Source organism: Pseudomonas sp. NPDC089401 (assembly GCF_044749485.1).
GTDB lineage: Bacteria > Pseudomonadota > Gammaproteobacteria > Pseudomonadales > Pseudomonadaceae > Aquipseudomonas.
In genome coordinates, this window is record NZ_JBIVIA010000001.1 from 153,490 (window position 1) to 177,717 (window position 24,228).

Genomic DNA, 24,228 nt, shown 5'->3' on the forward strand with positions numbered 1-24,228 from the left:
CTGTGTGTGATACCTGTGCTCTCACAGGATCACCGCAGGTTTCAAGCTGTGTGTGATACCTGTGCTCCCACAGGATCACCGCAGGTTTCAAACTGTGTGTGATACCTGTGGGAGCGGGTTTACCCGCGAAGAGGCCATCACTGTGTTACGCCAAGGCTCGGCTATGGGGGAACAGCAGGTCGACAAAGCGCTCCGCCGTGGGCTGCGGTTCATGGTTGGCCAGCCCGGCCCGCTCGTTGGCCTCGATGATCACGTACTCCGGGCATTGCGCATCGCGCACCATGAAATCCAGGCCCACCACCGGAATCTCCAGTGCCCGCGCCGCCCGCACCGCAGCATCGGCCAGCACCGGGTGCAGGCGTTCGGTGACGTCCTCCAGGGTGCCGCCGGTGTGCAGGTTGGCCGTGCGCCGCACCGCCAGGTGCTGACCTGCGGGAAGCACGTCGTCATAGCTCAACCCCACGCCCTGCAGGGTGCGCTCGGTCTCGTCATCCAGCGGGATGCGGCTTTCCCCGCCGGTAGCGGCCTGGCGCCGGCGGCTCTGCGCCTCGATCAGCTGGCGGATGCTGTGCTTGCCATCGCCGGTCACCTGCGCCGGGTGGCGAATCGCAGCCGCCACCACTTCGAAGCCGATCACCAGGATGCGCAGGTCGCTGCCGGCGTGGAAGCTCTCCAGCAGCACGCGGCTGTCGAAGCGCCGGGCGTTTTCCACCGCCTGGGTGACTTCTTCGATCGTGGTCAGGTCGACCGCCACGCCCTGGCCTTGCTCACCGTCCACCGGTTTGACCACCACTGCGCCATGCTCGTCGAGAAAGGCCAGGTTGTCGTCGGCATTGCCGGCCAGCTGCTGCGCCGGCACCTGCAGCCCGGCTTGCTGCAGGGCGTGCTGGGTCAGGCGCTTGTCCTGGCACAGGGTCATGGTGACGGCGCTGGTCAGGTCGCTCAGCGACTCCCGGCAGCGGATGCGCCGGCCACCCAGGCTGAGGGTGAACAGCCCGCCGGCGGCGTCGTCCACCTGCACGTCGATGCCACGGCGCAAGGCTTCGTCGACGATGATCCGGGCGTAAGGGTTGAGCGCGGCCTCGGGGCCGGGGCCGAGAAACAGCTGCTGGTTGATGCCGTTGCGGCGCTTGACGGCGAAGGTCGGCAGGTTGCGAAAGCCGAGCTTGCCGTACAGGCGCTTGGCCTGGCGGTTGTCATGCAGCACCGACAGGTCGAGGTAGGCCAGGCCACGGCTCATGAAGTGCTCGATCAGGTGGCGCACCAGCACCTCGCCGACGCCCGGGCGGGTGCACTGCGGGTCGACCGCCAGGCACCACAGGCTGCTGCCGTGCTCGGGGTCGTCGAAGGCCTTGCTGTGGTTCAGGCCCATGACGCTGCCGATCACCGCGCCGCTGTCTTCGTCCTCGGCCAGCCAGTACACCGGGCCGCCGAGGTGGCGCGGGGTGACCCGCGCGGGGTCGACCGGCAGCATGCCGCGTGCCTGGTAGAGCGTATTGATCGCCTGCCAGTCGCCGTCGTTCTGCGCCCGGCGCACGCGAAAGCCGCGGAACACCCGCTGCGCCGGGCGGTAGTCGGTGAACCACAGGCGCAGGGTGTCGGAGGGATCGAGAAACAGTTGCTGCGGCGCCTGTGCCAGCAACTGCTGGGGCGCGGCCACGTACAGGGCGATGTCGCGCTCGCCGGGGCGTTCCTGTTGCAGGGCTTCGGCCAGGCTGGCCGGGTCCGGGTAGGTGTGGCCGATCAGCAGGCGGCCCCAGCCGCAGTGCAGGGCACGCGGCTGGTCGTGGGGGTCGCTGCCGTCACCGGCCAGGCGCGCCTGCAGGCGCTCGTAGGACGGCGCCTGGCCGCGCAGCAGACGCTGACCGTAGGCGATTTCGTGGGCTTTCATCGGTCAGAGTCCTTGTTCGCTGAGCCACAGGTTCAGGGCCGCCAGCTGCCACAGCTTGGAGCCGCGCAGCGGGGTGAGCTGGCCGTGCGGGTTGCTCAGCAGGCGGTCGAGCATGGCCGGGTTGAACAGGCCGCGGTCCTGGCTCGGGTCGGTCAGCAGGTCGCGGACCCAGCCCAGGGTGGCGCCTTCCAGGTGCTTGAGGCCGGGGACCGGGAAGTAGCCCTTCTTGCGGTCGATCACCTCGTGGGGGATCACCCGTCGCGCCGCCTGCTTGAGCACCTGCTTGCCGCCGTCGGGCAGCTTGAAGCGCGCCGGGATACGCGCCGACAGCTCGACCAGGCGGTAGTCGAGGAACGGCGTGCGCGCCTCCAGGCCCCAGGCCATGGTCATGTTGTCGACCCGCTTGACCGGGTCGTCGACCAGCATCACCGTGCTGTCCAGGCGCAGCGCCTTGTCCACCGCGTCCGGCGCGCCGGGGCGGGCGAAGTGCTCGCGGACGAAGTCGCCGGCGGCGTCGGTTTCCAGCAGCCAGGGCGCCTGGACCGTGTCGCGGTACTCGTCGTGGCTGCGGTCGAAGAAGGCGTCTCGGTAGGCGGCGAAGGCATCGTCGGCGCCGTCCACTTTCGGGTACCAGTGGTAGCCGGCGAACAGCTCGTCGGCGCCCTGGCCGCTCTGCACGCCCTTGCAGTGCTTGGCCACTTCCCGCGACAGCAGGTAGAAGGCGATGCAGTCGTGGCTGACCATCGGCTCGCTCATGGCGCGGAACGCGGCGGGCAGCTGTTCGATGATCTCGTGCTCGGCGATGCGCAACTGGTGGTGGCGGGTGCCGTAGTGCCTGGCGATCAGGTCGGAGTACTGGAACTCGTCGCCGCGCTCGCCGCCGGCATCCTCGAAGCCGATGGAGAAGGTCGACAGGTCGTCCACGCCGGCTTCGCGCAGCAGGCCGACCAGCAGGCTGGAATCGACGCCACCGGACAGCAGCACGCCGACGTCCACGGCGGCGCGCTGGCGGATCGCCACGGCATCGCGGGTGGCGTCGAGCACGCGGCTGGTCCAGCCTTCCAGGTCAAGGTCGCGCTCGTCGGGGTTGGGGCCGTAGTGCAACTGCCACCAGGTCTGGCGTTCGACTTCGCCATGGCGGTCGACGCGCATCCAGGTGCCGGGCTCGAGCTTCTGCACGTTGGCCAGCAAGGTGCGTGGCGCCGGCACCACGGCGTGGAAGTTGAGGTAGTGATTGAGCGCCACCGGGTCGATCATCGGGTCGATGTCACCGCCCTTGAGCAACGCCGGCAGGGTCGAGGCGAAACGCAGGCGCTCGCCGTTGCGCGACAGGTACAGCGGCTTCACGCCGAGACGGTCGCGGGCCAGGAACAGGCGCTGGTTGTCGCGCTCCCAGATGGCCAGGGCGAACATGCCGTTGAGCTTGGGCAGCAAGGCCGCACCCCAGGCGTGGTAGCCCTTGAGCAGCACCTCGGTGTCGCCGTCGGACCAGAAGCTGTAGCCCAGGTCCTGCAGCTCCTGGCGCAGTTCGGGGAAGTTGTAGATGGCGCCGTTGAAGGCCAGGGACAGGCCGAGGGTGTTGTCGACCATCGGCTGGGCCGAGCCGTCGGACAGGTCCATGATCTTCAGCCGGCGGTGGCCGAGGGCGATCGGGCCCTGGCTATGGAAGCCCCAGGCGTCGGGGCCGCGGGGTGCCAGGTGATGGGTGATGCGCTCTACCGCAGCCAGGTCGGCTGGGCGAGGGGCTTGATCGATGGGGGTGAAACGCAACTCTCCTGCTAATCCGCACATAGGTCCTTACCGGTTTTTCCGTTGGGGAATGAGTGCCCCGGATTAGGGCACCCTGTAAGGAACTGACCTGTGTGGTTTGTGGGAGTTTTAGATCAATCTGTTATATGCAAGGGTGTCTGCCTGTGCCGGCCCTTTCGCGGGTAAACCCGCTCCCACAGGGATATCACCGCTCCTGAGGGCAGTGGTATCCCTGTGGGAGCGGGTTTACCCGCGAAGAGGCCGGCGCTATCTTTCACTTACCGCGAATCAGCTTGCGCAGCGCAAATCGGTTCGGGTGGCAGGCCTCGGCCACGGCCCTGGGCAACGGCAACGGCTCGCCACACACCCAGGCCGCAATCAGCTCGCCGCTCAACGGCGCGGTAATCAACCCTCGCGACCCATGCCCGCTGTTCACGTACAACCCGTCCAGCCAAGGGCAGGCCACTTCGGGCACCTGTCGCGCATCCTTTCCCAGCACCGCATAGGCCTCGGCAAACGCCGCCGGCTCCGCCAGCGGCCCGACGATGGGCAGGTAGTCCGGGCTGGTGCATCGAAACGCCGCGCGTCCCTGCAATTGCTCGGCATCCAGGCCCGCCGTGCCAAGGCGCTCGGCCAGGTCCGGGGAGATTTCATCGAGCAGCGCCAGGTTGCCCTGGTGCTCGGCCACGCTCGGCGTCAGGTCGTCATTATGGAAATCGAAGCTGGCGCCCAGGGTGTGCTCATCCTCCCGCGGCGGCGCGACGTAGCCATCTGCGCAGACCACGCTGCGCAGTGCCCGGCTGGCCGCGGTGGCCGGCAGGCGGGTGATCTGCCCGCGGATGCGCTTGAGCGGCAACTGTGCGCACGCATCGAAGCGCCGCACGTCAGCGGCGCCAGCCAGGACCACCACAGGTGCGCTGGCCAGCAGCCGTTCGCCATTCCAGGCTTGCCACAGGCCGTCGGCCTTGCGCAGTTCGACCACCTCCTGATGGGGCAGTACCCGGATGTTCGGATGCTGCAACTGTGCGCGGCACAGGGCCGGCGGGTGGACCCAGCCGCCCTCGGGATAGAACAGGCCGCCTGACGGCAGTGCCACGCCGGCCATCGCTTCGGCGTCAGCTTGACCCAGTGCGGTCAGCAAGCTGCTGTCGAAGGCTTCGGCGAGCTTGGCCTGACGTTCGCCTTCCTTGCTGTCGAAGGCCAGTTGCAGCACGCCGCAGGCATCCCAGTCCCGGCCTTTGGGCAGGCGTTCGAGCTGGCGCCGGGTGTAGCCGAAACCGCTGAGGATCATCTGCGACAGCGCCGTGCCGTGGGCCGACAACTTGAGGTACAGCACGCCCTGGGGGTTGCCCGAGGCTTCCCGGGCCGGGGCGTCGTGGCGTTCCAGCACCGTCACCTGCCAACCCCGCGCGGCCAGGCTCGCGGCGCTGGCACTGCCGGCCAGGCCGGCGCCGATCACCAGTGCCTGGCGCGGGCCGTCGAGTGGGGCAGGGCGGGCATACCAGGGGGCGGCGGACGGCGGTGATGAAAGCCCGATGTATTCGCCGCTCATCACTTCCCATTTCTTGCCGATGCCTGGGATCTTCTTCATCCGAAAGCCGGCGTCAATCAGGCTGCGGCGTACCCAGCCGGTGGTGGTGAACGTGCCCAGCGTGGTCCCGGTATGGGCCAGCCGCGCCAGTTGCGCAAACAGTTCGGGCGTCCACATGTCGGGGTTCTTCGCCGGGGCGAAGCCGTCGAGGAACCACACGTCGATGCGCGCGTCGAGCAGCGGGAGTTGTTCCAGCGCGTCGCCAACCAGCAGGGTCAGGGTGACCCGGCCGTTGTCGAGGCTGAACTGCTGGAAGCCTGGGTGGACGGCGACGTACTGCTGCAGGAAGGGCTCGGTAAAGGCTGACATTTCCGGCCACAGCCGCACCGCACGGGCCATGTCTTCGCCGCTGAGCGGAAACTTCTCGACGCTGACGAAATGCAGGCGCGCATCGGCATGGGCGAGTTCGGCAAACAGCTGCCAGGCGCAGAAGAAGTTCATGCCGGTGCCGAAGCCGGTTTCGCCGATCACCAGGCAGTCGTGTGGCGCCAGGTCGCTGAAGCGCTGGCGCAGGCGGGTCTGCTCGAGGAATACGTAGCGAGTTTCCTCGGTGCCTTCTTCCCTGGAAAAGTAGACGTCGTCGTAATGCCGCGAGTGGGGGCGGCCCTGGTCGTCCCAGTCGATCTGGGCGTGCTGGAGGAGGGTGGACATGGTTGGCTCGGTTGCAGCGGATGGGCGGATTTTATGTCATCTGCCGGGTTTGCACAGTCACAACGCAAATCCGCTAGTCTTGCTTAGCCAATGAAGGAGCCAGTGCATGTTCGAATCCGCGCAAATCGGTCACAGCATCGACAAGGACACCTACGACGCCGAGGTCCCCGCCCTGCGTGAGGCCCTGCTCGAGGCCCAGTACGAACTCAAGCAGCAGGCGCGCTTCCCGGTGATCGTGCTGATCAACGGCATCGAAGGCGCCGGCAAGGGCGAGACGGTCAAGCTGCTGAACGAGTGGATGGACCCGCGGATGATCGACGTGCTCACCTTCGACCAGCAGACCGACGAGGAGCTGGCCCGCCCGCCGGCCTGGCGCTATTGGCGGGCGTTGCCGCCAAAGGGGCGGATGGGCGTGCTGTTCGGCAACTGGTACAGCCAGATGCTCCAGGCGCGGGTGCACGGGACGATCAAGGACGCCGTGCTCGACCAGGCCATCACCGGTGCCGAACGCCTGGAGCAGATGCTCTGCGACGAAGGCGCACTGATCATCAAGTTCTGGTTCCACCTGTCCAAGAAGCAGATGAAGGCACGCCTCAAGTCGCTCAAGGACGACCCGCTGCACAGCTGGAAGATCAGCCCGCTGGACTGGCAGCAGTCGCAGACCTACGACCGCTTCGTGCGCTTCGGCGAACGGGTGCTGCGCCGTACCAGCCGCGACTACGCGCCCTGGCATGTGGTCGAGGGCGTCGACCCGCACTACCGCAGCCTGGCGGTCGGGCGCATCCTCCTGGAAAGCCTGCAGGCGGCGCTGGCCAACAACCCCAAGGGCAAGCACCAGGGCAACATCGCGCCACTGGGCCGCAGCATCGACCAGCGCAGCCTGCTCGGGGCGTTGGACCTGAGCCTGCGCCTGGACAAGGGCGACTACCAGGAGCAGCTGGTCACCGAGCAGGCGCGCCTGGCCGGGCTGCTGCGCCACAAGCACATGCGCCGGCATGCGCTGGTGGCGGTGTTCGAGGGTAACGACGCGGCCGGCAAGGGAGGCGCCATCCGCCGCGTGGCGGCGGCGCTGGACCCGCGCCAGTACCGCATCGTGCCGATCGCCGCGCCCACCGAGGAGGAGCGCGCGCAACCTTATTTGTGGCGGTTCTGGCGGCATATTCCGGCGCGCGGCAAGTTCACCATCTTCGACCGCTCCTGGTATGGCCGGGTGCTGGTGGAGCGGGTCGAAGGCTTCTGCACGCCAGGTGACTGGATGCGCGCCTATGGCGAGATCAACGATTTCGAGGAGCAGTTGGTCAATGCCGGTGTGGTGGTGGTCAAGTTCTGGCTGTCGATCGACCAGCAGACCCAGCTGGAGCGTTTCGAGGAGCGCGAGCAGATCCCGTTCAAGCGCTACAAGATCACCGAGGACGACTGGCGCAACCGCGACAAGTGGGACCAGTATGCCGAGGCGGTGGGCGACATGGTCGACCGCACCAGCAGCGAGATCGCGCCGTGGACCCTGGTCGAGGCCAATGACAAGCGCTGGGCGCGGGTGAAGGTATTGCGCACGATCAACGAGGCGCTGGAAGCGGCTTTTCGCAAAGACAAGAAGTAGCCTGTGCCGGCCTCTTCGCGGGTAAACCCGCTCCCACAGGGACCTCGCTGGCCTCAGGCCCTGTGATAGGCCTGTGGGATCCCAGGGGGGCACGGGCTTCAGGCCCTGTGATAGGCCTGTGGGATCCCAGGGGGGCACTGGCTTCAGGCCCTGTGATAGGCCTGTGGGATCCCAGGTGGCACTGGCTTCAGGCCCTGTGATAGGCCTGTGGGATCCCAGGGGGCACTGGCTTCAGGCCCTGTGATAGGCCTGTGGGATCCCAGGGGGCACTGGCTTCAGGCCCTGTGACAGGCCTGTGGGATCCACAGGTGGCACTGGCTTCAGGCTCTGTGAGATCCCTGTGGGAGCGGGTTTACCCGCGAAGAGGCCGGCACAGGCTATGGAGCACTCAGCCCTTGCCCCCCGGCGCCAGCATGTTCTCCGGCTTCACCCACTGATCGAACTGCTCATTGGTCAGGTACTGCAACTCCAGCGCCGCCTCGCGCAGGGTCTTGCCTTCGGCATAGGCCTTCTTGGCAATCTCCGCCGCCTTGTCATAGCCGATGTGCGGGTTCAGCGCCGTCACCAGCATCAGCCCGCGCTCCAGGTGCGCCGCCATCTGCCCGGCATCCGCTTCGATCCCCGCCACGCAATGCTGCTGGAAGTTGCGGCAGCCGTCGGCCAGCAGGGTGATCGACTGCAGCAGGTTATGGATGATCACCGGCTTGAACACGTTCAGCTGCAGGTGCCCCTGGCTGGCCGCGAAGCCGATCGCCACGTCGTTGCCCAGCACCTGGCAGGCCAGCATCGAGAGCGCCTCGCATTGGGTCGGGTTGACCTTGCCAGGCATGATCGAGCTGCCCGGCTCATTGGCCGGCAGGCGCACCTCGGCCAGCCCCGCGCGGGGGCCGGAGCCGAGCAGGCGCAGGTCGTTGGCGATCTTCATCAGCGCCACCGCCAGGGTTTTCAGCGCGCCGGCCAGGCTGGTCAGCGGCTCGTGGCCGGCGAGGGCGGCGAACTTGTTCGGCGCGGTGACGAACGGCAGGCCGGAGAGGGCGGCCAGTTCGGCAGCGATGGCCTCGGCGAAGCCATGCGGGGCGTTTAGCCCGGTGCCCACGGCGGTGCCGCCCTGGGCCAGCTCGCACACCGCCGGCAGGGTGGCGCGGATGGCGTGCTGGGCATAATCGAGCTGGGCGACGAAGGCCGAGACTTCCTGGCCGAAAGTGATCGGCGTGGCGTCCATCATGTGCGTGCGACCGGTCTTCACCAGGTGCTGGTGGCGTGCGGACAGTTCCGCCAGCCCCGCGGACAGCTCGGCGATGGCCGGCAGCAGTTGCCCGGTCACGGCCTGGGCGGCGGCGATGTGCATGGCGGTGGGGAAGCAGTCGTTGGAGCTCTGGGAGCGGTTGACGTGGTCGTTGGGGTGCACCGGCGTCTTGCCGCCGCGGCCCTTGCCGGCCAGCTCGTTGGCGCGCCCGGCGATCACCTCGTTGACGTTCATGTTGCTCTGGGTGCCGCTGCCGGTCTGCCAGACCACCAGCGGGAACTGCGCGTCGTGCTCGCCATCGAGCACTTCGTCGGCGGCCTGTTCGATCAGGCGGGCGATGTCGGCGGGCAGGTCGCCGTTGCGGTCGTTGACCCGCGCGGCGGCTTTCTTGACCAGTGCCAGGGCGTGCAGCACCGCGAGCGGCATGCGTTCCTTGCCAATGGCAAAGTTGATCAGCGAGCGCTGGGTCTGGGCGCCCCAGTAGGCGTCCTCAGGAACTTCGACCGGGCCCAGGCTGTCTGTCTCGATACGGCTCATGCTGCGTTCACTCCTTTGTCAGTCAGAATCAGCAGTTTAGGCCCTCATGCGATGCGGCGGTTCAATCGCTCGTCGTGCCACTTGAGCGCTGCCCCGTTGCGGGAGCAGAATGCTCTACTCTGAGGTACCGCCTCCCCCCTTGAAGGAAATGCAATGACCCGTATTCGTGTCCTCGTTGCCGCCGTCGCCCTGGCCTGCGCCAGTGGCCAGGTTCTTGCCGCCACCGCCAGCCACAATGCTGCCGCCGAGAAGTTCCTGACCCTGGCCAATGCCGACAAGCTGGGCACCCCGGTGTACATGCAGGTCCAGCAGATGTTCGCCCAGCGCTTCGCCCAGACCAAGGCCCCGGCCGCCAAGCAGCCGGTGCTCGAGAGCTACCAGGCCAAGGCCAATGCCGCGCTGGACAACGCCATCGGCTGGAACAAGCTCAAGCCGAAGATGGTCGACCTGTACACCCAGACCTTCACCGAGCAGGAGCTCAAGGACCTGGTCAAGTTCTACGAATCGCCACTGGGCAAGAAAGTCCTGCGTGAAATGCCCAAGGTCACCCAGCAATCGGCCCAGCTGACCCAGACCAGCCTGGAACCGGCCGTGCCGGTGGTCAACAAGCTGCTCGACGACATGACCAAGGAACTCGACCCGAACGCCGGCAAGGCTGCCGCACCGGCGAAGAAGTGAGAAACACCCGATGAGCATGCAGCAACGCATCGAGCAGCAGCTGGCCGCGCTGGCCGCGCAGCACCTTGAAGTGCACAACGAAAGCCACATGCACAGCCGTGGCCAGGAGACCCACTACAAGGCGGTGATCGTCAGCGACCAGTTCGCCGGGCTCAACAGCGTCAAGCGCCACCAGAAGGTCTACGCCACCATGGGTGAGCTGATGGGCGAGATCCACGCCCTGGCGATCCACACCTATACCGCCGAGGAATGGGCCAAGGTCGGCGTGGCGCCGGCTTCGCCGGTGTGTGCCGGTGGGGGCCACTGAATCCTTTCCGGCATTCTGGTACAATTCTGCAAAATCCGGGGGCCGCTTTGCGGCCCTTTCGCGACACAAGGCCGCTCCTACAGGGATACGCATTCCCCTGTAGGAGCGGCCTTGTGTCGCGAAAGGGGCGCAAGGCGCCCCCATGCTTTTTCCAAGTCAACCCGGTTCGCCCCTTACGAGGGCACCCACCTGGAGATTCACCGTAAATGTCCCAAGCTATCGTCGTGGCGGCGCTGTACAAGTTCGTCACCCTGGAAGACTACGTCGAGCTGCGTGAGCCGCTGCTCGAGGCCATGGCCGACAACGGCGTCAAAGGCACCCTGCTGCTGGCCCACGAAGGCATCAACGGCACCGTTTCGGCCACCCGCGAAGGTATCGACGGCCTGCTCGCCTGGCTGCGCAACGACCCGCGCCTGGTCGATGTCGACCATAAAGAGTCCTACTGCGACGAGCAGCCGTTCTACCGCACCAAGGTCAAGCTCAAGAAAGAGATCGTCACCCTCGGCGTGCCGGGCGTGGACCCGAACCAGGCGGTCGGCACCTATGTCGAGCCCAAGGACTGGAACGAGCTGATCAGCGACCCGGAAGTGCTGCTGATCGACACCCGCAACGACTACGAAGTGGCCATCGGCACCTTCAAGGGCGCCATCGACCCGAAGACCGAGACCTTCCGCGAGTTCCCCGACTACATCAAGGCCAACTTCGACCCGAGCAAGCACAAGAAGGTCGCCATGTTCTGCACCGGCGGCATCCGCTGTGAAAAAGCCTCCAGCTACATGCTCGGTGAAGGCTTCGAGGCGGTCTATCATCTTAAGGGCGGCATCCTGAAATACTTCGAGGAAGTGCCCCAGGAAGAAAGCCTCTGGGACGGCGACTGCTTCGTCTTCGACAACCGCGTCACGGTGCGTCACGACCTGAGCGAAGGCGAGTACGACCAGTGCCATGCCTGCCGCCACCCGATCAATGCCCAGGAACGCGAGTCCGAGCACTATTCGCCAGGCGTCAGCTGCCCGCATTGCTGGGACAGCCTGAGCGAGAAGACCCGCCGCAGTGCCATCGACCGGCAGAAGCAGATCGAACTGGCCAAGGCGCGCAACCAGCCACACCCGATCGGTTTCAACTACAAGGCCGAGGCTTGACCCATGACTGACCGCCTGCTCTACGTGATGGACCCGATGTGTTCCTGGTGCTGGGGCTTCGCGCCGGTGGCCGAGGCGTTGATCGCCCAGGCCGCGGCGGCGGGTGTGCCGACGCGCCTGGTGCCGGGCGGCCTGCGTAGCGGCGGCAGCGCGCTGGACGCCTCGACGCGCAAGTACATCCTCGAGCACTGGCAGGCGGTGCACGAGGCCACCGGCCAGGCGTTCCGTTTCGACGGTGCCATGCCCGATGGTTTTGTCTACGACACCGAGCCTGCCTGCCGTGCCCTGGTGGCTGCCCGGGCGCTGGACGGCGAGCGGGTGTGGGCCTTGCTGGGGCTGATCCAGCAGGCGTTCTACGAGCAGGGCGTGGATGTAACCCGCGCCCCGCAGCTGGTCGAGCTGGCCGCGCAGGCCGGCTATGACCGTGAGCGGTTTGCCCAGCATTTCGCCGAGCACGACGTGCGCGCCGCCACGGCCGCCGACTTCGCCTGGGTGCAGGACCTGGGCATCGCCGGTTTCCCGACCCTGCTCGCCGAGCGCAACGGCCAGCTGGCCTTGCTGACCAATGGCTACCAGCCGCTGGACAGCCTGCAACCGCTGCTGGGCCGCTGGCTGGAACGGCGGTCCACCTGTGCTTGATCTGCCTGGGTCGCCCGACCCGGTGCCAGGGAAGCCCGCCGCTGTGCCTGATCGCCTGAGCTGGGCGGAAATCCGCCGCCTGGCCCTGCACCACAAGAAACACCTCTGGACCGCCAACCTGGTCGCCGTGCTGGCGGCCTTTTGCAGCGTGCCCATCCCCTTGCTGCTGCCGTTGCTGGTGGACGAAGTGCTGCTTGGCCACGGCGATGCCGCGCTGAAGTGGATGAACCACCTGCTGCCCAGCGGCTGGCAGGTGGCGGCCGGCTACATCGGCCTGATGCTGGCGGTGACGTTGAGCCTGCGCCTGGCCGCGCTGGCCTTCAACGTGGTCCAGGCCAAGCTGTTCGCCGGGCTGGCCAAGGACATCGTCTACCGCCTGCGCATCCGCCTGATCGAGCGGCTCAAGCGCATTTCCCTCAAGGAGTACGAAAACCTCGGCAGCGGCACGGTGACCACCCACCTGGTCACCGACCTGGACACCCTCGACAAGTTCGTCGGCGAAACCCTCAGCCGTTTCCTGGTGGCCATGCTGACCCTGACCGGCACGGCAGTGATCCTGATCTGGATGCACTGGAAGCTGGCCTTGCTGATCCTGCTGTTCAACCCGCTGGTGATCTACTTCACCGTGCAACTGGGCAAGCGCGTCAAGCACCTGAAGAAGCTGGAAAACGACAGCACCTCGCGCTTCACCCAGGCACTCTCGGAGACCCTCGACGCCATCCAGGAGATCCGTGCCGGCAATCGCCAGGGCTACTTCCTCGGCCGCCTCGGCCTGCGCGCCCGGGAAGTGCGCGATTATGCCGTGGAGTCGCAGTGGAAGAGCGATGCCAGTGGCCGCGCCAGTGGCCTGCTGTTCCAGTTCGGCATCGACATCTTCCGCGCCGCGGCGATGCTCACCGTGCTGTTTTCCGACCTGTCGATCGGCCAGATGCTGGCGGTGTTCAGCTACCTGTGGTTCATGATCGGCCCGGTGGAACAACTGCTCAACCTGCAATACGCCTATTACGCCGCCGGCGGCGCGCTGAGCCGGCTCAACGAGCTGTTGTCGCGGGCCGACGAACCGCAGTATCCGGCCGCCAGCGACCCGTTCGCCGGGCGCCAGACCGTCGGCATCGAAGTGCGCGACCTGCGCTTCGCCTATGCCGACGAGCCGGTGCTCGACCAGCTCGACCTGTCCATCGCGCCGGGCGAGAAGGTGGCCATTGTCGGCGCCAGTGGCGGTGGCAAGAGCACCCTGGTGCAATTGCTGCTGGGGCTGTACAGCGCCCAGGCGGGGACCATCCGTTTCGGTGGCGCGAGCTTGCAGGAGGTCGGCCTGGAGACCTTGCGCGAGAACGTCGCGGTGGTGCTGCAGCACCCGTCGCTGTTCAACGACAGTGTACGCGCCAACCTGACCATGGGCCGCGACTGCACCGACGAGGCCTGCTGGCAGGCACTGCGCATCGCCCAGTTGGATGCAACCATCGCTGCCTTGCCGCAAGGCCTGGACAGTGTGGTCGGGCGCTCCGGCGTGCGCCTGTCCGGCGGCCAGCGCCAGCGCCTGGCGATTGCCCGCATGGTGCTGGCCGAGCCCAAGGTGGTGATCCTCGACGAGGCCACCTCGGCGCTGGATGCCGCCACCGAGTACAACCTGCACCAGGCCCTGGCGCGCTTCCTCAGTGGCCGCACCACGCTGATCATCGCCCACCGGCTGTCGGCGGTGAAGCAGGCGGACCGGGTGCTGGTGTTCGACGGCGGGCGTGTGGCCGAGGATGGCGACCACCAGCAGCTGATTGCCGAGGGTGGGTTGTATGCCAAGTTGTATGGGCATCTGCAGCAGACCTGACAGCTTTGCATGGCCTGTTCCGGCCTTTTCGCGGGTAAACCCGCTCCCACAGGTGCATCATTGGGCTGGGTGTGGGAGCGGGCTTGCCCGCGAAGAATCCAGCACCGACCTCCAGCCTTAAAATTCCCTCCACTTAGATGGCAAATGGCCTACGCTGTGCTTGTCTGGGTTGATTCGAGCCTTATCTGCTCTGTGACAGGGAATACATGAAGGGAAATCGCACGCTAGAGGCGCCAAGGCTGCTGGGGATCATCTGGCCCTTTGTCGCCGTTGTAGTTTTCCAGGTGCTGCTGGGCAGCCTCAGCCTTTATTCGCTGTCGGCGGTGCGCGCCTATGTCGCTGGAGAAAGCCTCTGGTCCAAGGCGCAGAAGGACGCCATCTACTACCTCAACCTGTATGCCGACGACCGCGACGAGCGCACCCTGCGCCGTTATCACCAGGTCATGGCCATCCCCCAGGGTGACCACGAACTGCGCGAACTGCTCGACCAGGCCACTCCCGATGTGGAAGGTGCGCGGCTGGCGGTGCTGCAGGGTGGCAACCACCCCGACGATGTCGACCGCATCATCTGGTTCTACCGCAACTTCCGCCAGATCAGCTACATGCAGACGGCGATCGACTACTGGAACGTCGGTGATGCCTACCTGGCCAAGCTCGACGTGCTGGCCGGCGAGATGCGCGACGGTTTTGCCTCGGGCCAGTTCGACGCGCTCAAGCTGGCCGACTGGAAGGCCCGCATCGTCGCCATCAACGAGGGCGTGACGCCGGCGGCCAAGGCCTTCAGCGATGCCCTGGGCGAGGGCTCGCGGATGCTGTTGCGGGTGCTGCTGATCACCAACCTGCTGACCGCATTCATCCTGATCACCATCGCCTGGCGCCGTTCAAGCAAGCTGCTGGCCCAGCGCCAGGCCTTCGCCACGGCCCTGCAGGAAGAAAAGGAGCGGGCGCAGATCACCCTCCAGGCCATCGGCGATGCGGTGATCACGGCCGACGTGGAGGGCAATATCGGCTACATGAACCCGGCCGCCGAGCAGTTGACCCATTGGCAGGCCGACGAGGCCCAGGGCTTGCCGCTGGGCGCGCTGTTCAGCCTGGTCGACGAGCAGGCCGAGGCTGACAGCTGCCCGCTGGTCCAGCAGGTGCTCAGTGGCAGCCTCAAGGGCGGTGCCGAGCATGCCCGGTTGATCCAGCGCCTGGATGGCAGCACGGTATCGATCAACCTGGTCGGCTCGCCGATCATCAACCAGGGCCAGGTGGCAGGCATCGTGCTGGTGCTGCACGACATGACCCAGGAGCGCCAGTACATCGCCAACCTCTCCTGGCAGGCGACCCACGATGCCCTGACTGGCCTGGCCAACCGCCGCGAGTTCGAATACCGCCTGGAACAGGCGCTCAATGGCCTGGTGCGCCAGCAAGGGCGGCATTCGCTGATGTTCCTCGACCTCGACCAGTTCAAGCTGGTCAATGACACCTGCGGCCATGCCGCCGGCGACGAGCTGCTGCGGCACATCTGTGCCGTGTTGCAGTCCGGCCTGCGCGAGGGCGACACCCTGGCCCGGCTGGGCGGCGACGAGTTCGGCGTGTTGCTGGAAAACTGCCCCGCCGACCAGGCCGAGCGGATTGCCGAAAGCTTGCGCCAGGCCGTGCAGAGCCTGCATTTCGTGTGGAAGGGCCGGCCCTTCGTGACCACCGTCAGCATTGGCCTGGTGCACATCGCCCAGGCCCCGGGCACCCTGGAGGCGTCACTGCGCGCCGCCGACATGGCCTGCTACATGGCCAAGGAAAAGGGGCGCAACCGGGTCCAGGTGTACCACGCCGACGACAGCGAGCTGTCCATGCGCTTTGGCGAGATGGCCTGGATCCAGCGCCTGCACGTGGCCCTGGAAGAAAACCGCTTCTGCCTCTATTGCCAGGAAATCGCCCCGCTCAAGGCCATCGAAGGCCCCGGGCACATCGAGATCCTGCTGCGCCTGCACGATGAAAGCGGCCGCACCATCCTGCCCGACAGCTTCATCCCGGCGGCCGAGCGCTACGGGTTGATGACCGCCCTCGACCGCTGGGTGGTGCGCAATGTGTTCCAGGTGGTGCGCCAGTGCCTGGACGAAGGCCGCGAGGGGCCGCTGGCGATGTGCGCGATCAACTTGTCGGGGACGAGCATCGGCGATGACAAGTTCCTCGAGTACCTGCAGCGACTGTTCGTCGAATTTTCCATCCCGCCGCGGCTGATCTGTTTCGAGATCACCGAAACCAGTGCCATCGCCAACCTCGGCAGTGCCATTCGCTTCATCAACGAATTGAAGGGGCTGGGCTGCAAGTTCTCGTTGGACGACTTCTGCGCCGGAATGTCGTCATTCGCCTATTTGAAACATTTACCTGTCGACTTCTTGAAGATCGACGGAAGTTTTGTCAAAGATATGCTCGACGATCCGGTAAACCGGGCCATGGTCGAGGTGATCAACCACATCGGCCATGTCATGGGCAAGCGGACCATTGCCGAGTTCGTCGAAACACCGTTGATCGAGCAGGCCTTGCAGGAAATCGGCGTGGACTACGCCCAGGGCTACCTCATAGAACGGCCGCAGGTCTTTACCTGCGACAGTCTGCAGCGCCAACGGATTGCCGCGCGACCCTTGCTGCATCGGGCGCCGGGGACTTTTCGCTAGGAATACGTCCGCAAGATCACAGGGATCAAGGAGCTGAAAGTGATTGATGCATTCGTTCGTATCGGGCCCTTGATGGACCCGGCCAGTTACCCCGCCTGGGCCCAGGAACTGATCGAGGATTGCCGCGAGAGCAAGCGCCGGGTGGTGGAGCATGAGTTCTACCAGCGCCTGCGCGACGGCCAGTTGCGGCCGGCGACCATTCGCCAGTACCTGATCGGTGGCTGGCCGGTGGTCGAGCAGTTTTCGCTGTACATGGCGCACAACCTGACCAAGACCCGCTATGCCCGCCACCCCGGCGAAGACATGGCGCGGCGCTGGCTGATGCGCAACATCCGCGTCGAGCTCAACCATGCCGACTACTGGGTGCACTGGTGCCAGGCCCACGGTGTGCACCTGCATGACTTGCAGTCGCAGGAGGTGCCGCCGGAGCTGAACGGGCTCAACGACTGGTGCTGGCGGGTGTGCGCGACCGAATCGCTGGCCATTGCCATGGCGGCGACCAACTATGCGATCGAGGGTGCGACCGGGGAGTGGTCGGCGGTGGTCTGTGCCGAGGACACCTACGCCATGGGCTTCCCCGAGGAGCAGCGCAAGCGGGCGATGAAGTGGTTGAAGATGCATGCCCAGTACGACGATGCGCACCCGTGGGAGGCGCTGGAAATCATCTGCACGTTGGCGGGGGAGAACCCGACGCTGGGGTTGCGCAACGAGCTGCGCAAGGCGGTGTGCAAGAGCTACGACTGCATGTTCCTGTTCCTGGAGCGGTGCATGCAGCTGGAGGGGCGGCAGCAGGGGCGCATGCGCCCGGCTTTGGCGGCTGGCTGAGTCCTGCACGGGCCTCTTCGCGGGCAAGCCCGCTCCTACAGGGATAACACTGCCCTCTGGCCCTGTGGTGTCCCTGTGGGAGCGGGTTTACCCGCGAAGAGGCCGGTCCTGTTTTATTGTGCGTTGAGCGCCTGGCCATTCACCGCCTTGCTGTCCGGCCCCATCAGGTACAGGTACACCGGCATGATCTCTTCAGGCAGCGGGTTGTTCTGCGGGTTTTCGCTCGGATACGCCTGCGCCCGCATCGCCGTGCGCGTGGCGCCCGGGTTGATGCTGTTGGAGCGCACCGGTGCCACGCCTTCCAGTTCGTCGGCCAAGGTCTGCATCAGCCCCTCGGTGGCGAACTTCGACACCCCGTAGGCGCCCCAGTAGGCCCGGCCCTTGCGCCCGACGCTGCTGGAGGTGAACACCACCGAGGCATCCTCCGACAGCTTGAGCAGCGGCAGCAGGGTGCTGGTGAGCATGAAGGTGGCGTCGACATTGATGTGCATCACGCGCATGAAGTTGTCGCCAGAGAGCTGCTCCAGCGGCGTGCGCGGACCGATGATCGAGGCATTGTTGAGCAGGCCGTCGAGGCGGCCGAACTGCTCCTCGATCATCACCGCCAGTTCGTCGTACTGGTGGGGCAGGGCGGTTTCCAGGTTGAACGGGATCACCACCGGCTGCGGGTGGCCGGCGGCCTCGATCTGGTCGTAGACCTCGTTGAGGTTGGCTTCGGTCTTGCCCAGCAGCAGCACGGTGGCGCCCAGTGCGGCGTAGGCCTTGGCGGCGGCGGCGCCGATGCCGCGGCCGGCACCGGTGACCAGGATCACGCGGCCAGAGAGCAGGCCGGGGCGGGCGGTGTAGTCGAACATGGTGCTTTCCTTCGAGTTCGTGGGCGTGACACCGGCCCCTGTGGGAGCGGGTTTACCCGCGAATGCGTACGATTAGGCGCCGGTGTTGGCTGGGCTGACGCTTTCGCGGGTAAACCCGCTCCCACAGGGATGGTGTCCGGGCCGGGGAGAGGCGTTCAGCAGCCGCACAGGGCGTTGTCGAGCACCTTGCGCAGTTCCAGTGGGTGGTCCACCACCACGTCGGCGCCCCAGTGGTCGGGGTTGTCCTCTGGATGAATATAGCCGTAGCGCACCGCCGCGGTGCGGGTGCCGGCGTCGCGGCCGGACTCGATGTCGCGCAGGTCGTCGCCGACGAACAGGACGCTGGCCGGGTCCAGCTCCAGGGTCTTGCAGGCGAGGATCAGCGGTTCGGGGTCAGGCTTGCTGTTCTTCACATGGTCCGGGCAGATCAACAGCGCCGAACGCTCGGCCAGGCCCAGCTGCTGCATGATCGGCTCGGCGAAGCGCACCGGCTTGTTGGTCACCACGCCCCACAGCAGGTTGCCCTTTTCGATGTCGGCCAGCAGCTCGCCCATGCCGTCGAACAGCTTGCTGTGCACCGCGCAGTCGCGCTGGTAACGCTCGAGAAACTCCAGGCGCAGGGCCTCGAAGCCTTCGGCCTCGGGGTCCATGGCGAAGGTCGCGGCGACCATGGCGCGGGCGCCGCCGGAGATCACGTCGCGGATCAGCTTGTCATCGACGGCCGGCAGGCCGCGCTCGGCGAGCATGGCCTGGCAGATGGCGATGAAGTCCGGCGCCGTGTCGAGCAGGGTGCCGTCCATGTCGAAGAGTACTGCTCGCAAGCGCATGCTCATTCCTCGCGCAGGGTCTGGATCATGTAGTTGACGTCGACGTCGTTGCTGAGCTTGTAGTGCTTGGTCAGCGGGTTGTAGGTCAGGCCGATGATGTCCTTGACCTCGAGGCCGGCCACGCGGGCCCAGGCGCCGAGTTCGGACGGGCGGATGAACTTCTTGAAGTCGTGGGTGCCGCGCGGCAGCATCTTGAGGATGTACTCGGCGCCGACGATGGCCAGCAGGTAGGCCTTGGGATTGCGGTTGATGGTCGAGAAGAACACCTGGCCGCCGGGCTTGACCATGCGGAAGCAGGCGCGGATCACCGACGACGGGTCGGGCACGTGCTCGAGCATTTCCAGGCAGGTGACCACGTCGAACTGCTCGGGCAGCTCTTCGGCCAGGGCTTCGGCGGTGATCTGCCGGTACTCCACCTGCACGCCGGACTCCAGCTGGTGCAGCCGGGCCACGGCCAGTGGCGCCTCGCCCATGTCGATGCCGGTGACGGTGGCGCCACGCAGGGCCATGGCTTCGCTGAGGATGCCGCCGCCGCAACCCACGTCGAGCACCTTCTTGCCGGCCAGGCCGACGCGCTCGTCGATCCAGTTGACGCGCAGCGGGTTGATGTCGTGCAGCGGCTTGAACTCGCTTTCGCGGTCCCACCAGCGGTGGGCCAAGGCTTCGAACTTGGCGATTTCGGCGTGGTCGACGTTGCTCATTGAACAATCCTCTGGAACTTGCACTTCAAATGGGGCGCAGTATACCCGAGCGCCTGCGGCCGGGGGTCGCTATAATCGCCGGCTTTTGATATCCAAATGGCGGGGAGAGGCGATGCGCGAGCGACTTTTGGCGGCGGAGAAGGTGACCGGGATCCGCTGGCACGGCGGCGCCCTGCACCTGCTCGACCAGCGCCTGCTGCCATCGCAGGAGCGCTGGCTGGCCTGCGACAATGTCGCGCAGGTGGTCACGGCGATCCGAGACATGGCCGTGCGCGGCGCCGCCGCCATCGGCATTGCCGCAGCGTACGGGCTGGTGCTGGCCGTGGAGGAGCGGCTGGCCGAGGGCGGCGACTGGGAGATGGACCTGGAGGAGGATTTCCTCTGCCTGGCCGAGGCGCGTCCTACCGCCGCCAACCTGTTCTGGGCGCTGAACCGCATGCGCGAGCGGCTGCAGCGGTTGCGCCCGGAGGAGGACGTGCTGGCCGCCCTGGAGGCCGAAGCGGTGGCCATCCATGAAAGCGATCGCGAAGCCAACCTGACCATGGCCCAGCACGGCATCGAGCTGATCCGTCGCCATCAGGGCAATGCCCAGACCCTGCTCACCTACGGCAATGCCGGCGCCCTGGCCAGCGGCGGCTTCGGCACCGCGCTGGGGGTAATCCGCGCAGGCTACCTGGAGGGCATGGTCGAGCGCGTCTATGCCGGGGAAACCCGGCCCTGGCTGCAGGGCTCGCGGCTGACCGCCTGGGAGCTGGCCGGCGAAGGCATTCCGGTGACCCTGTGCGCCGATTCGGCGCTGGCGCACCTGATGAAGAGCAAGGGCATCACCTGGGTGGTGGTCGGTGCCGATTGCATCGCCGCCAACGGTGACATGGCCGGCAAGATCGGCACCTACCAGCTGGCGGTCAGCGCCATGCACCACGGCGTGCGCTTCATGGTGGTGGCGCCGAGCACCAGCATCGACCTGAACCTGGCCACTGGCGAGGACATTCCGCTGGAGGAGCGCGAGGCCGACGAGTTGCTGGATTATGCCGGCACGCGGGTGGCGCCGGATGTCGAGGTGTTCAACCCGGTGTTCGACGTGACCCCGGCGGACCTGATCGACGTGATCGTCACCGAACGTGGCATCGTCGAACGGCCCGATACCGCCAAGCTGGCGCAGCTGATGTGCCGTAAGCGCCTGCACTGAATCGTTGCCTGTGCCGGCCCTTTCGCGGGTGAACCCGCTCCCACAGGGATATCACAGGGCATGAAGTCGGTGGTGTACCTGTGGGAGCGGGTTTACCCGCGAAAGGGCCGGTACTGGCAACCAAAACCCCCAGCCTGCGGCCGCCTGCCAGCTCTCCCCACCGCCCCGCCTTTGTGATAACATCCGGCAGTTTCCAGGACCGCCCACGAAGGCGGCCTTCATTGCGCAGATCCATGCAACAACTCATTGATTTGTCGTAAGTCGTCGCACCCTTATGCGCTGCGGCGGCGAGCTTCGTTCGGCCCTTGATGGAGCTGCGAAGTTTCACCCGAAAAAAGGAATCAGGCTTCTCATGGGCGAACTGGCCAAAGAAATCCTCCCGGTCAATATCGAAGACGAACTGAGACAGTCTTACCTCGACTACGCGATGAGCGTGATTGTCGGGCGAGCGCTGCCCGATGCGCGTGACGGCTTGAAGCCCGTGCATCGTCGCGTCCTCTATGCGATGAGCGAACTGGGCAACGACTGGAACAAGCCGTACAAGAAATCCGCCCGTGTGGTCGGTGACGTGATCGGTAAGTACCACCCGCACGGCGACACCGCGGTCTACGACACCATCGTGCGTATGGCTCAGCCGTTCTCGCTGCGTTACCTGCTGGTCGATGGCCAGGGCAACTTCGGTTCGGTCGACGGCGACAACGCCGCGGCGATGCGATACACCGAAGTGCGCATGACCAAGCTGGCCCACGAGCTGCTGGCCGACCTGCACAAAGAGACCGTCGACTGGGTACCCAACTACGACGGTACCGAGCAGATCCCGGCGGTCATGCCGACCCGCATCCCCAACCTGCTGGTCAACGGTTCCAGCGGTATTGCCGTGGGCATGGCGACCAACATCCCGCCGCACAACCTCGGCGAGGTCATCGATGGCTGCCTGGCACTGATCGACAACCCGGAAGTCACCATCGATGAGCTGATGCAGTTCATCCCCGGCCCGGACTTCCCGACTGCCGGCATCATCAACGGTCGCCAGGGCATCATCGAGGCCTATCGCACCGGCCGCGGCCGCATCTACATGCGCGCCCGCTCCGAGATCGAGGACATCGACAAGGTCGGTGGCCGTCAGCAGATCGTCATCACCGAACTGCCGTACCAGCTGAACAAGGCCCGCCTGATCGAGAAGATCGCCGAGCTGGTCAAAGAGAAGAAGATCGAGGGCATCACCGAGCTGCGCGACGAGTCCGACAAGGACGGCATGCGCATCGTCATCGAGCTGCGTCGCGGCGAGGTGCCGGAGGTGGTGCTCAACAACCTCTACCAGCAGACCCAGCTGCAGAGCGTGTTCGGCATCAACGTGGTCGCCCTGGTCGACGGTCGCCCGCGCCTGCTCAACCTCAAGGACCTGCTCGAAGCGTTCGTCCGCCACCGCCGCGAAGTGGTGACCCGGCGTACCGTGTTCGAGCTGCGCAAGGCTCGCGAGCGCGGCCACATCCTCGAAGGCCAGGCGGTGGCGCTGTCCAACATCGATCCGGTCATCGCCCTGATCAAGGCCTCGCCGACCCCGTCGGAAGCCAAGGAAGCCCTGGTGTCCACGCCGTGGGAATCGAGCGCCGTGCAGGTCATGGTCGAGCGCGCCGGCGCCGACTCCTGCCGCCCTGAAGACCTCCCGGAGCAGTACGGCCTGCATGACGGCAAGTACTTCCTGTCGCCGGAACAGGCCCAGGCGATCCTCGACCTGCGCCTGCACCGCCTGACCGGCCTGGAGCATGAAAAGCTGCTGGCCGAATACCAGGAGATCCTGGAGCAGATCGGCGAGCTGATCCGCATCCTCAGCAGCGCCCAGCGCCTGATGGAAGTGATCCGCGAAGAGCTCGAGGCGATCCGTGCCGAATACGGCGATGCCCGCCGCACCGAAATCCTCAATGCCACCCACGACCTCAACTACGGCGACATGATCCCGGAAGAAGAGCGCGTGGTGACCATCTCCCACGGTGGTTATGCCAAGACCCAGCCATTGTCCGCCTACCAGGCCCAGCGCCGCGGCGGCAAGGGCAAGTCGGCGACCGGCGTGAAGGACGAGGACTACATCGAGCACCTGCTGGTCGCCAACAGCCATGCCACCCTGCTGCTGTTCTCCAGCAAGGGCAAGGTGTACTGGAAGAAGACCTACGAAATTCCCGAAGCGTCCCGTGCCGCCCGTGGTCGCCCGCTGGTCAACCTGCTGCCGCTGGAGGAGGGTGAGCGCATCACCGCCATGCTGCAGATCGACCTCGAGGCCCTGCAGCAGAACGCCGACCTCGACGAAGAGCTGGAAGACGCCGACGACACCGTGCTCGAAGGAGAGCTGGTGGAGGCCGAGGAAGTCGACGAAGAAGACGGCGACACCCCTGAGTGGGTGGCAGAAGCCACCGGCGCCTACATCTTCATGGCCACTGCCTCCGGCACCGTCAAGAAGACCCCGCTGGTGCAGTTCGCCCGTCCGCGCTCCAATGGCCTGATCGCGCTCAAGCTCAAGGAAGGCGATACGCTGATCGCGGCCGCCATCACCGACGGCGCCAAGGAAGTCATGATGTTCTCCGACGCGGGCAAGGTGATCCGCTTCGCCGAGAGCGTGGTGCGTGAAATGGGCCGTACCGCCCGTGGCGTGCGTGGCATGAAGCTGGGCAAGGGCCAGCAGATCATCTCGATGCTGATCCCCGAGTCCGGCGCGCAGATCCTCACCGCGTCCGAGCGTGGCTTCGGCAAGCGCACCCCGCTGTCCAAGTTCCCGCGTCGCGGGCGTGGCGGCCAGGGCGTGATCGCCATGGGCACCAAGGGGCGCAACGGCCTGCTGATCGGCGCCATCCAGGTGCAGGAAGGTGAAGAGATCATGCTCATCTCCGACCAGGGCACCCTGGTGCGCACGCGGGTCGGCGAGGTATCCAGCCTCAGCCGTAACACCCAGGGCGTGACCCTGATCAAGCTGGCCGCCGACGAAACCCTGGTGGGCCTGGAGCGTATCCAGGAGCCATCCGAGGACGAACTCGATGAAGTGATCGAGACGGACGAGGAGGGCGTCGAGGCCGATGCGCCGGATGACGAAGCTGCAGGCGCCGAAGAGGCACCGCAGGAATAAGCAAGCGTAAAACCCGAGCGGGGCGACCAAGGTCGCCCCGTTTGACTGATTAGAGACGGCAACGTCCTTCAGGGCGGTGCAATCCCCTGTGGGAGCGGGTTTACCCGCGAAGAAGGCGCTGCGGTGCCTGGCAAGGGCTTTGCCCTTGTTCGCGGGTAAACCCGCTCCCACAGGGGCCTCGACAGCATTGAAGATTGTAGA

Annotated in this window: 17 protein-coding genes; 10 read left to right on the plus strand and 7 right to left on the minus strand. The window is 66.0% G+C overall.

Translation table 11 applies throughout. The annotated features are described in order from the left end of the window. Positions 1 to 145 precede the first annotated feature (145 nt). From ngg to mnmC, 3 genes are all read right to left on the minus strand, one after another. Positions 146 to 1,891, minus strand: coding sequence for an N-acetylglutaminylglutamine synthetase (gene ngg / locus ACIP21_RS00740; protein WP_400682820.1), 1,746 nt, complete (start codon positions 1,889 to 1,891; stop codon positions 146 to 148). A gap of 3 nt (positions 1,892 to 1,894) precedes the next feature. Beyond that, positions 1,895 to 3,682, minus strand: a complete 1,788-nt coding sequence (locus tag ACIP21_RS00745) for an N-acetylglutaminylglutamine amidotransferase (protein WP_400682823.1) — start codon at positions 3,680 to 3,682, stop codon at positions 1,895 to 1,897. A gap of 232 nt (positions 3,683 to 3,914) precedes the next feature. Next, positions 3,915 to 5,882 carry a bifunctional tRNA (5-methylaminomethyl-2-thiouridine)(34)-methyltransferase MnmD/FAD-dependent 5-carboxymethylaminomethyl-2-thiouridine(34) oxidoreductase MnmC gene (gene mnmC, locus ACIP21_RS00750; protein WP_400682824.1) on the minus strand — a complete coding sequence of 656 codons (1,968 nt, stop codon included), beginning with the start codon at positions 5,880 to 5,882 and terminating at the stop codon, positions 3,915 to 3,917. 106 nt (positions 5,883 to 5,988) lie between these two features. Between mnmC and pap the strand changes: the two genes are divergently transcribed. After that, the gene (pap, locus tag ACIP21_RS00755; protein WP_400682826.1) at positions 5,989 to 7,482 is read left to right on the plus strand and encodes a polyphosphate:AMP phosphotransferase; all 1,494 of its coding nucleotides are present in this window, start codon (positions 5,989 to 5,991) and stop codon (positions 7,480 to 7,482) included. A gap of 388 nt (positions 7,483 to 7,870) precedes the next feature. On the opposite strand, the gene ACIP21_RS00760 is transcribed toward pap, so the two are convergent. Further along, complete coding sequence (locus ACIP21_RS00760) at positions 7,871 to 9,265, minus strand: class II fumarate hydratase (RefSeq protein ID WP_400682828.1); 1,395 nt, start codon at positions 9,263 to 9,265, stop codon at positions 7,871 to 7,873. Between the two features lie 153 nt (positions 9,266 to 9,418). Here ACIP21_RS00760 and ACIP21_RS00765 point away from each other — a divergent pair, with 153 nt between their 5' ends. From ACIP21_RS00765 to ACIP21_RS00795, 7 genes are all read left to right on the plus strand, one after another. Beyond that, positions 9,419 to 9,943, plus strand: a complete 525-nt coding sequence (locus tag ACIP21_RS00765; protein WP_400682831.1) for a DUF2059 domain-containing protein — start codon at positions 9,419 to 9,421, stop codon at positions 9,941 to 9,943. Positions 9,944 to 9,953: 10 nt separating this feature from the next. After that, positions 9,954 to 10,250: a BolA family protein gene (locus ACIP21_RS00770; protein ID WP_400682833.1), complete on the plus strand. Its 297-nt coding sequence runs from the start codon at positions 9,954 to 9,956 to the stop codon at positions 10,248 to 10,250. A 206-nt stretch (positions 10,251 to 10,456) separates the two neighbouring features. Further along, a complete protein-coding gene (locus ACIP21_RS00775; protein WP_400682836.1) occupies positions 10,457 to 11,389 on the plus strand; it encodes a rhodanese-related sulfurtransferase in 933 nt (310 codons plus the stop codon). A 3-nt stretch (positions 11,390 to 11,392) separates the two neighbouring features. Continuing rightward, positions 11,393 to 12,028 carry a DsbA family protein gene (locus tag ACIP21_RS00780; protein ID WP_400682838.1) on the plus strand — a complete coding sequence of 212 codons (636 nt, stop codon included), beginning with the start codon at positions 11,393 to 11,395 and terminating at the stop codon, positions 12,026 to 12,028. Beyond that, entirely contained in the window at positions 12,021 to 13,853 is a 1,833-nt protein-coding gene (locus tag ACIP21_RS00785; protein ID WP_400682840.1) for an ABC transporter ATP-binding protein, read from the plus strand. Before ACIP21_RS00780 ends, ACIP21_RS00785 begins: the two co-directional genes overlap by 8 nt. A 206-nt stretch (positions 13,854 to 14,059) precedes the next feature. Continuing rightward, positions 14,060 to 16,516: an EAL domain-containing protein gene (locus ACIP21_RS00790; RefSeq protein ID WP_400682843.1), complete on the plus strand. Its 2,457-nt coding sequence runs from the start codon at positions 14,060 to 14,062 to the stop codon at positions 16,514 to 16,516. Between the two features lie 39 nt (positions 16,517 to 16,555). Next, on the plus strand, positions 16,556 to 17,341 hold the full coding sequence (locus ACIP21_RS00795; RefSeq protein WP_400682845.1) for a TenA family transcriptional regulator: 786 nt from the start codon (positions 16,556 to 16,558) through the stop codon (positions 17,339 to 17,341). 113 nt (positions 17,342 to 17,454) lie between these two features. Here ACIP21_RS00795 and ACIP21_RS00800 read toward each other — a convergent pair whose 3' ends face one another. The 3 genes from ACIP21_RS00800 to ubiG form a co-directional block, all read right to left on the minus strand. After that, positions 17,455 to 18,195: a YciK family oxidoreductase gene (locus ACIP21_RS00800; RefSeq protein WP_400682848.1), complete on the minus strand. Its 741-nt coding sequence runs from the start codon at positions 18,193 to 18,195 to the stop codon at positions 17,455 to 17,457. 155 nt (positions 18,196 to 18,350) lie between these two features. Further along, positions 18,351 to 19,022: an N-acetylmuramic acid 6-phosphate phosphatase MupP gene (mupP, locus tag ACIP21_RS00805; RefSeq protein ID WP_400682850.1), complete on the minus strand. Its 672-nt coding sequence runs from the start codon at positions 19,020 to 19,022 to the stop codon at positions 18,351 to 18,353. Positions 19,023 to 19,024: 2 nt separating this feature from the next. Continuing rightward, a complete protein-coding gene (gene ubiG / locus ACIP21_RS00810; RefSeq protein WP_400682853.1) occupies positions 19,025 to 19,723 on the minus strand; it encodes a bifunctional 2-polyprenyl-6-hydroxyphenol methylase/3-demethylubiquinol 3-O-methyltransferase UbiG in 699 nt (232 codons plus the stop codon). 112 nt (positions 19,724 to 19,835) lie between these two features. On the opposite strand from ubiG, the gene mtnA reads away from it, so the two are divergent. Both mtnA and gyrA read left to right on the plus strand, forming a co-directional pair. Further along, a complete protein-coding gene (gene mtnA / locus ACIP21_RS00815; protein WP_400682856.1) occupies positions 19,836 to 20,912 on the plus strand; it encodes an S-methyl-5-thioribose-1-phosphate isomerase in 1,077 nt (358 codons plus the stop codon). Positions 20,913 to 21,264: 352 nt separating this feature from the next. Then, positions 21,265 to 24,027, plus strand: a complete 2,763-nt coding sequence (gyrA, locus tag ACIP21_RS00820) for a DNA gyrase subunit A (RefSeq protein WP_400682858.1) — start codon at positions 21,265 to 21,267, stop codon at positions 24,025 to 24,027. Positions 24,028 to 24,228 lie beyond the last annotated feature (201 nt).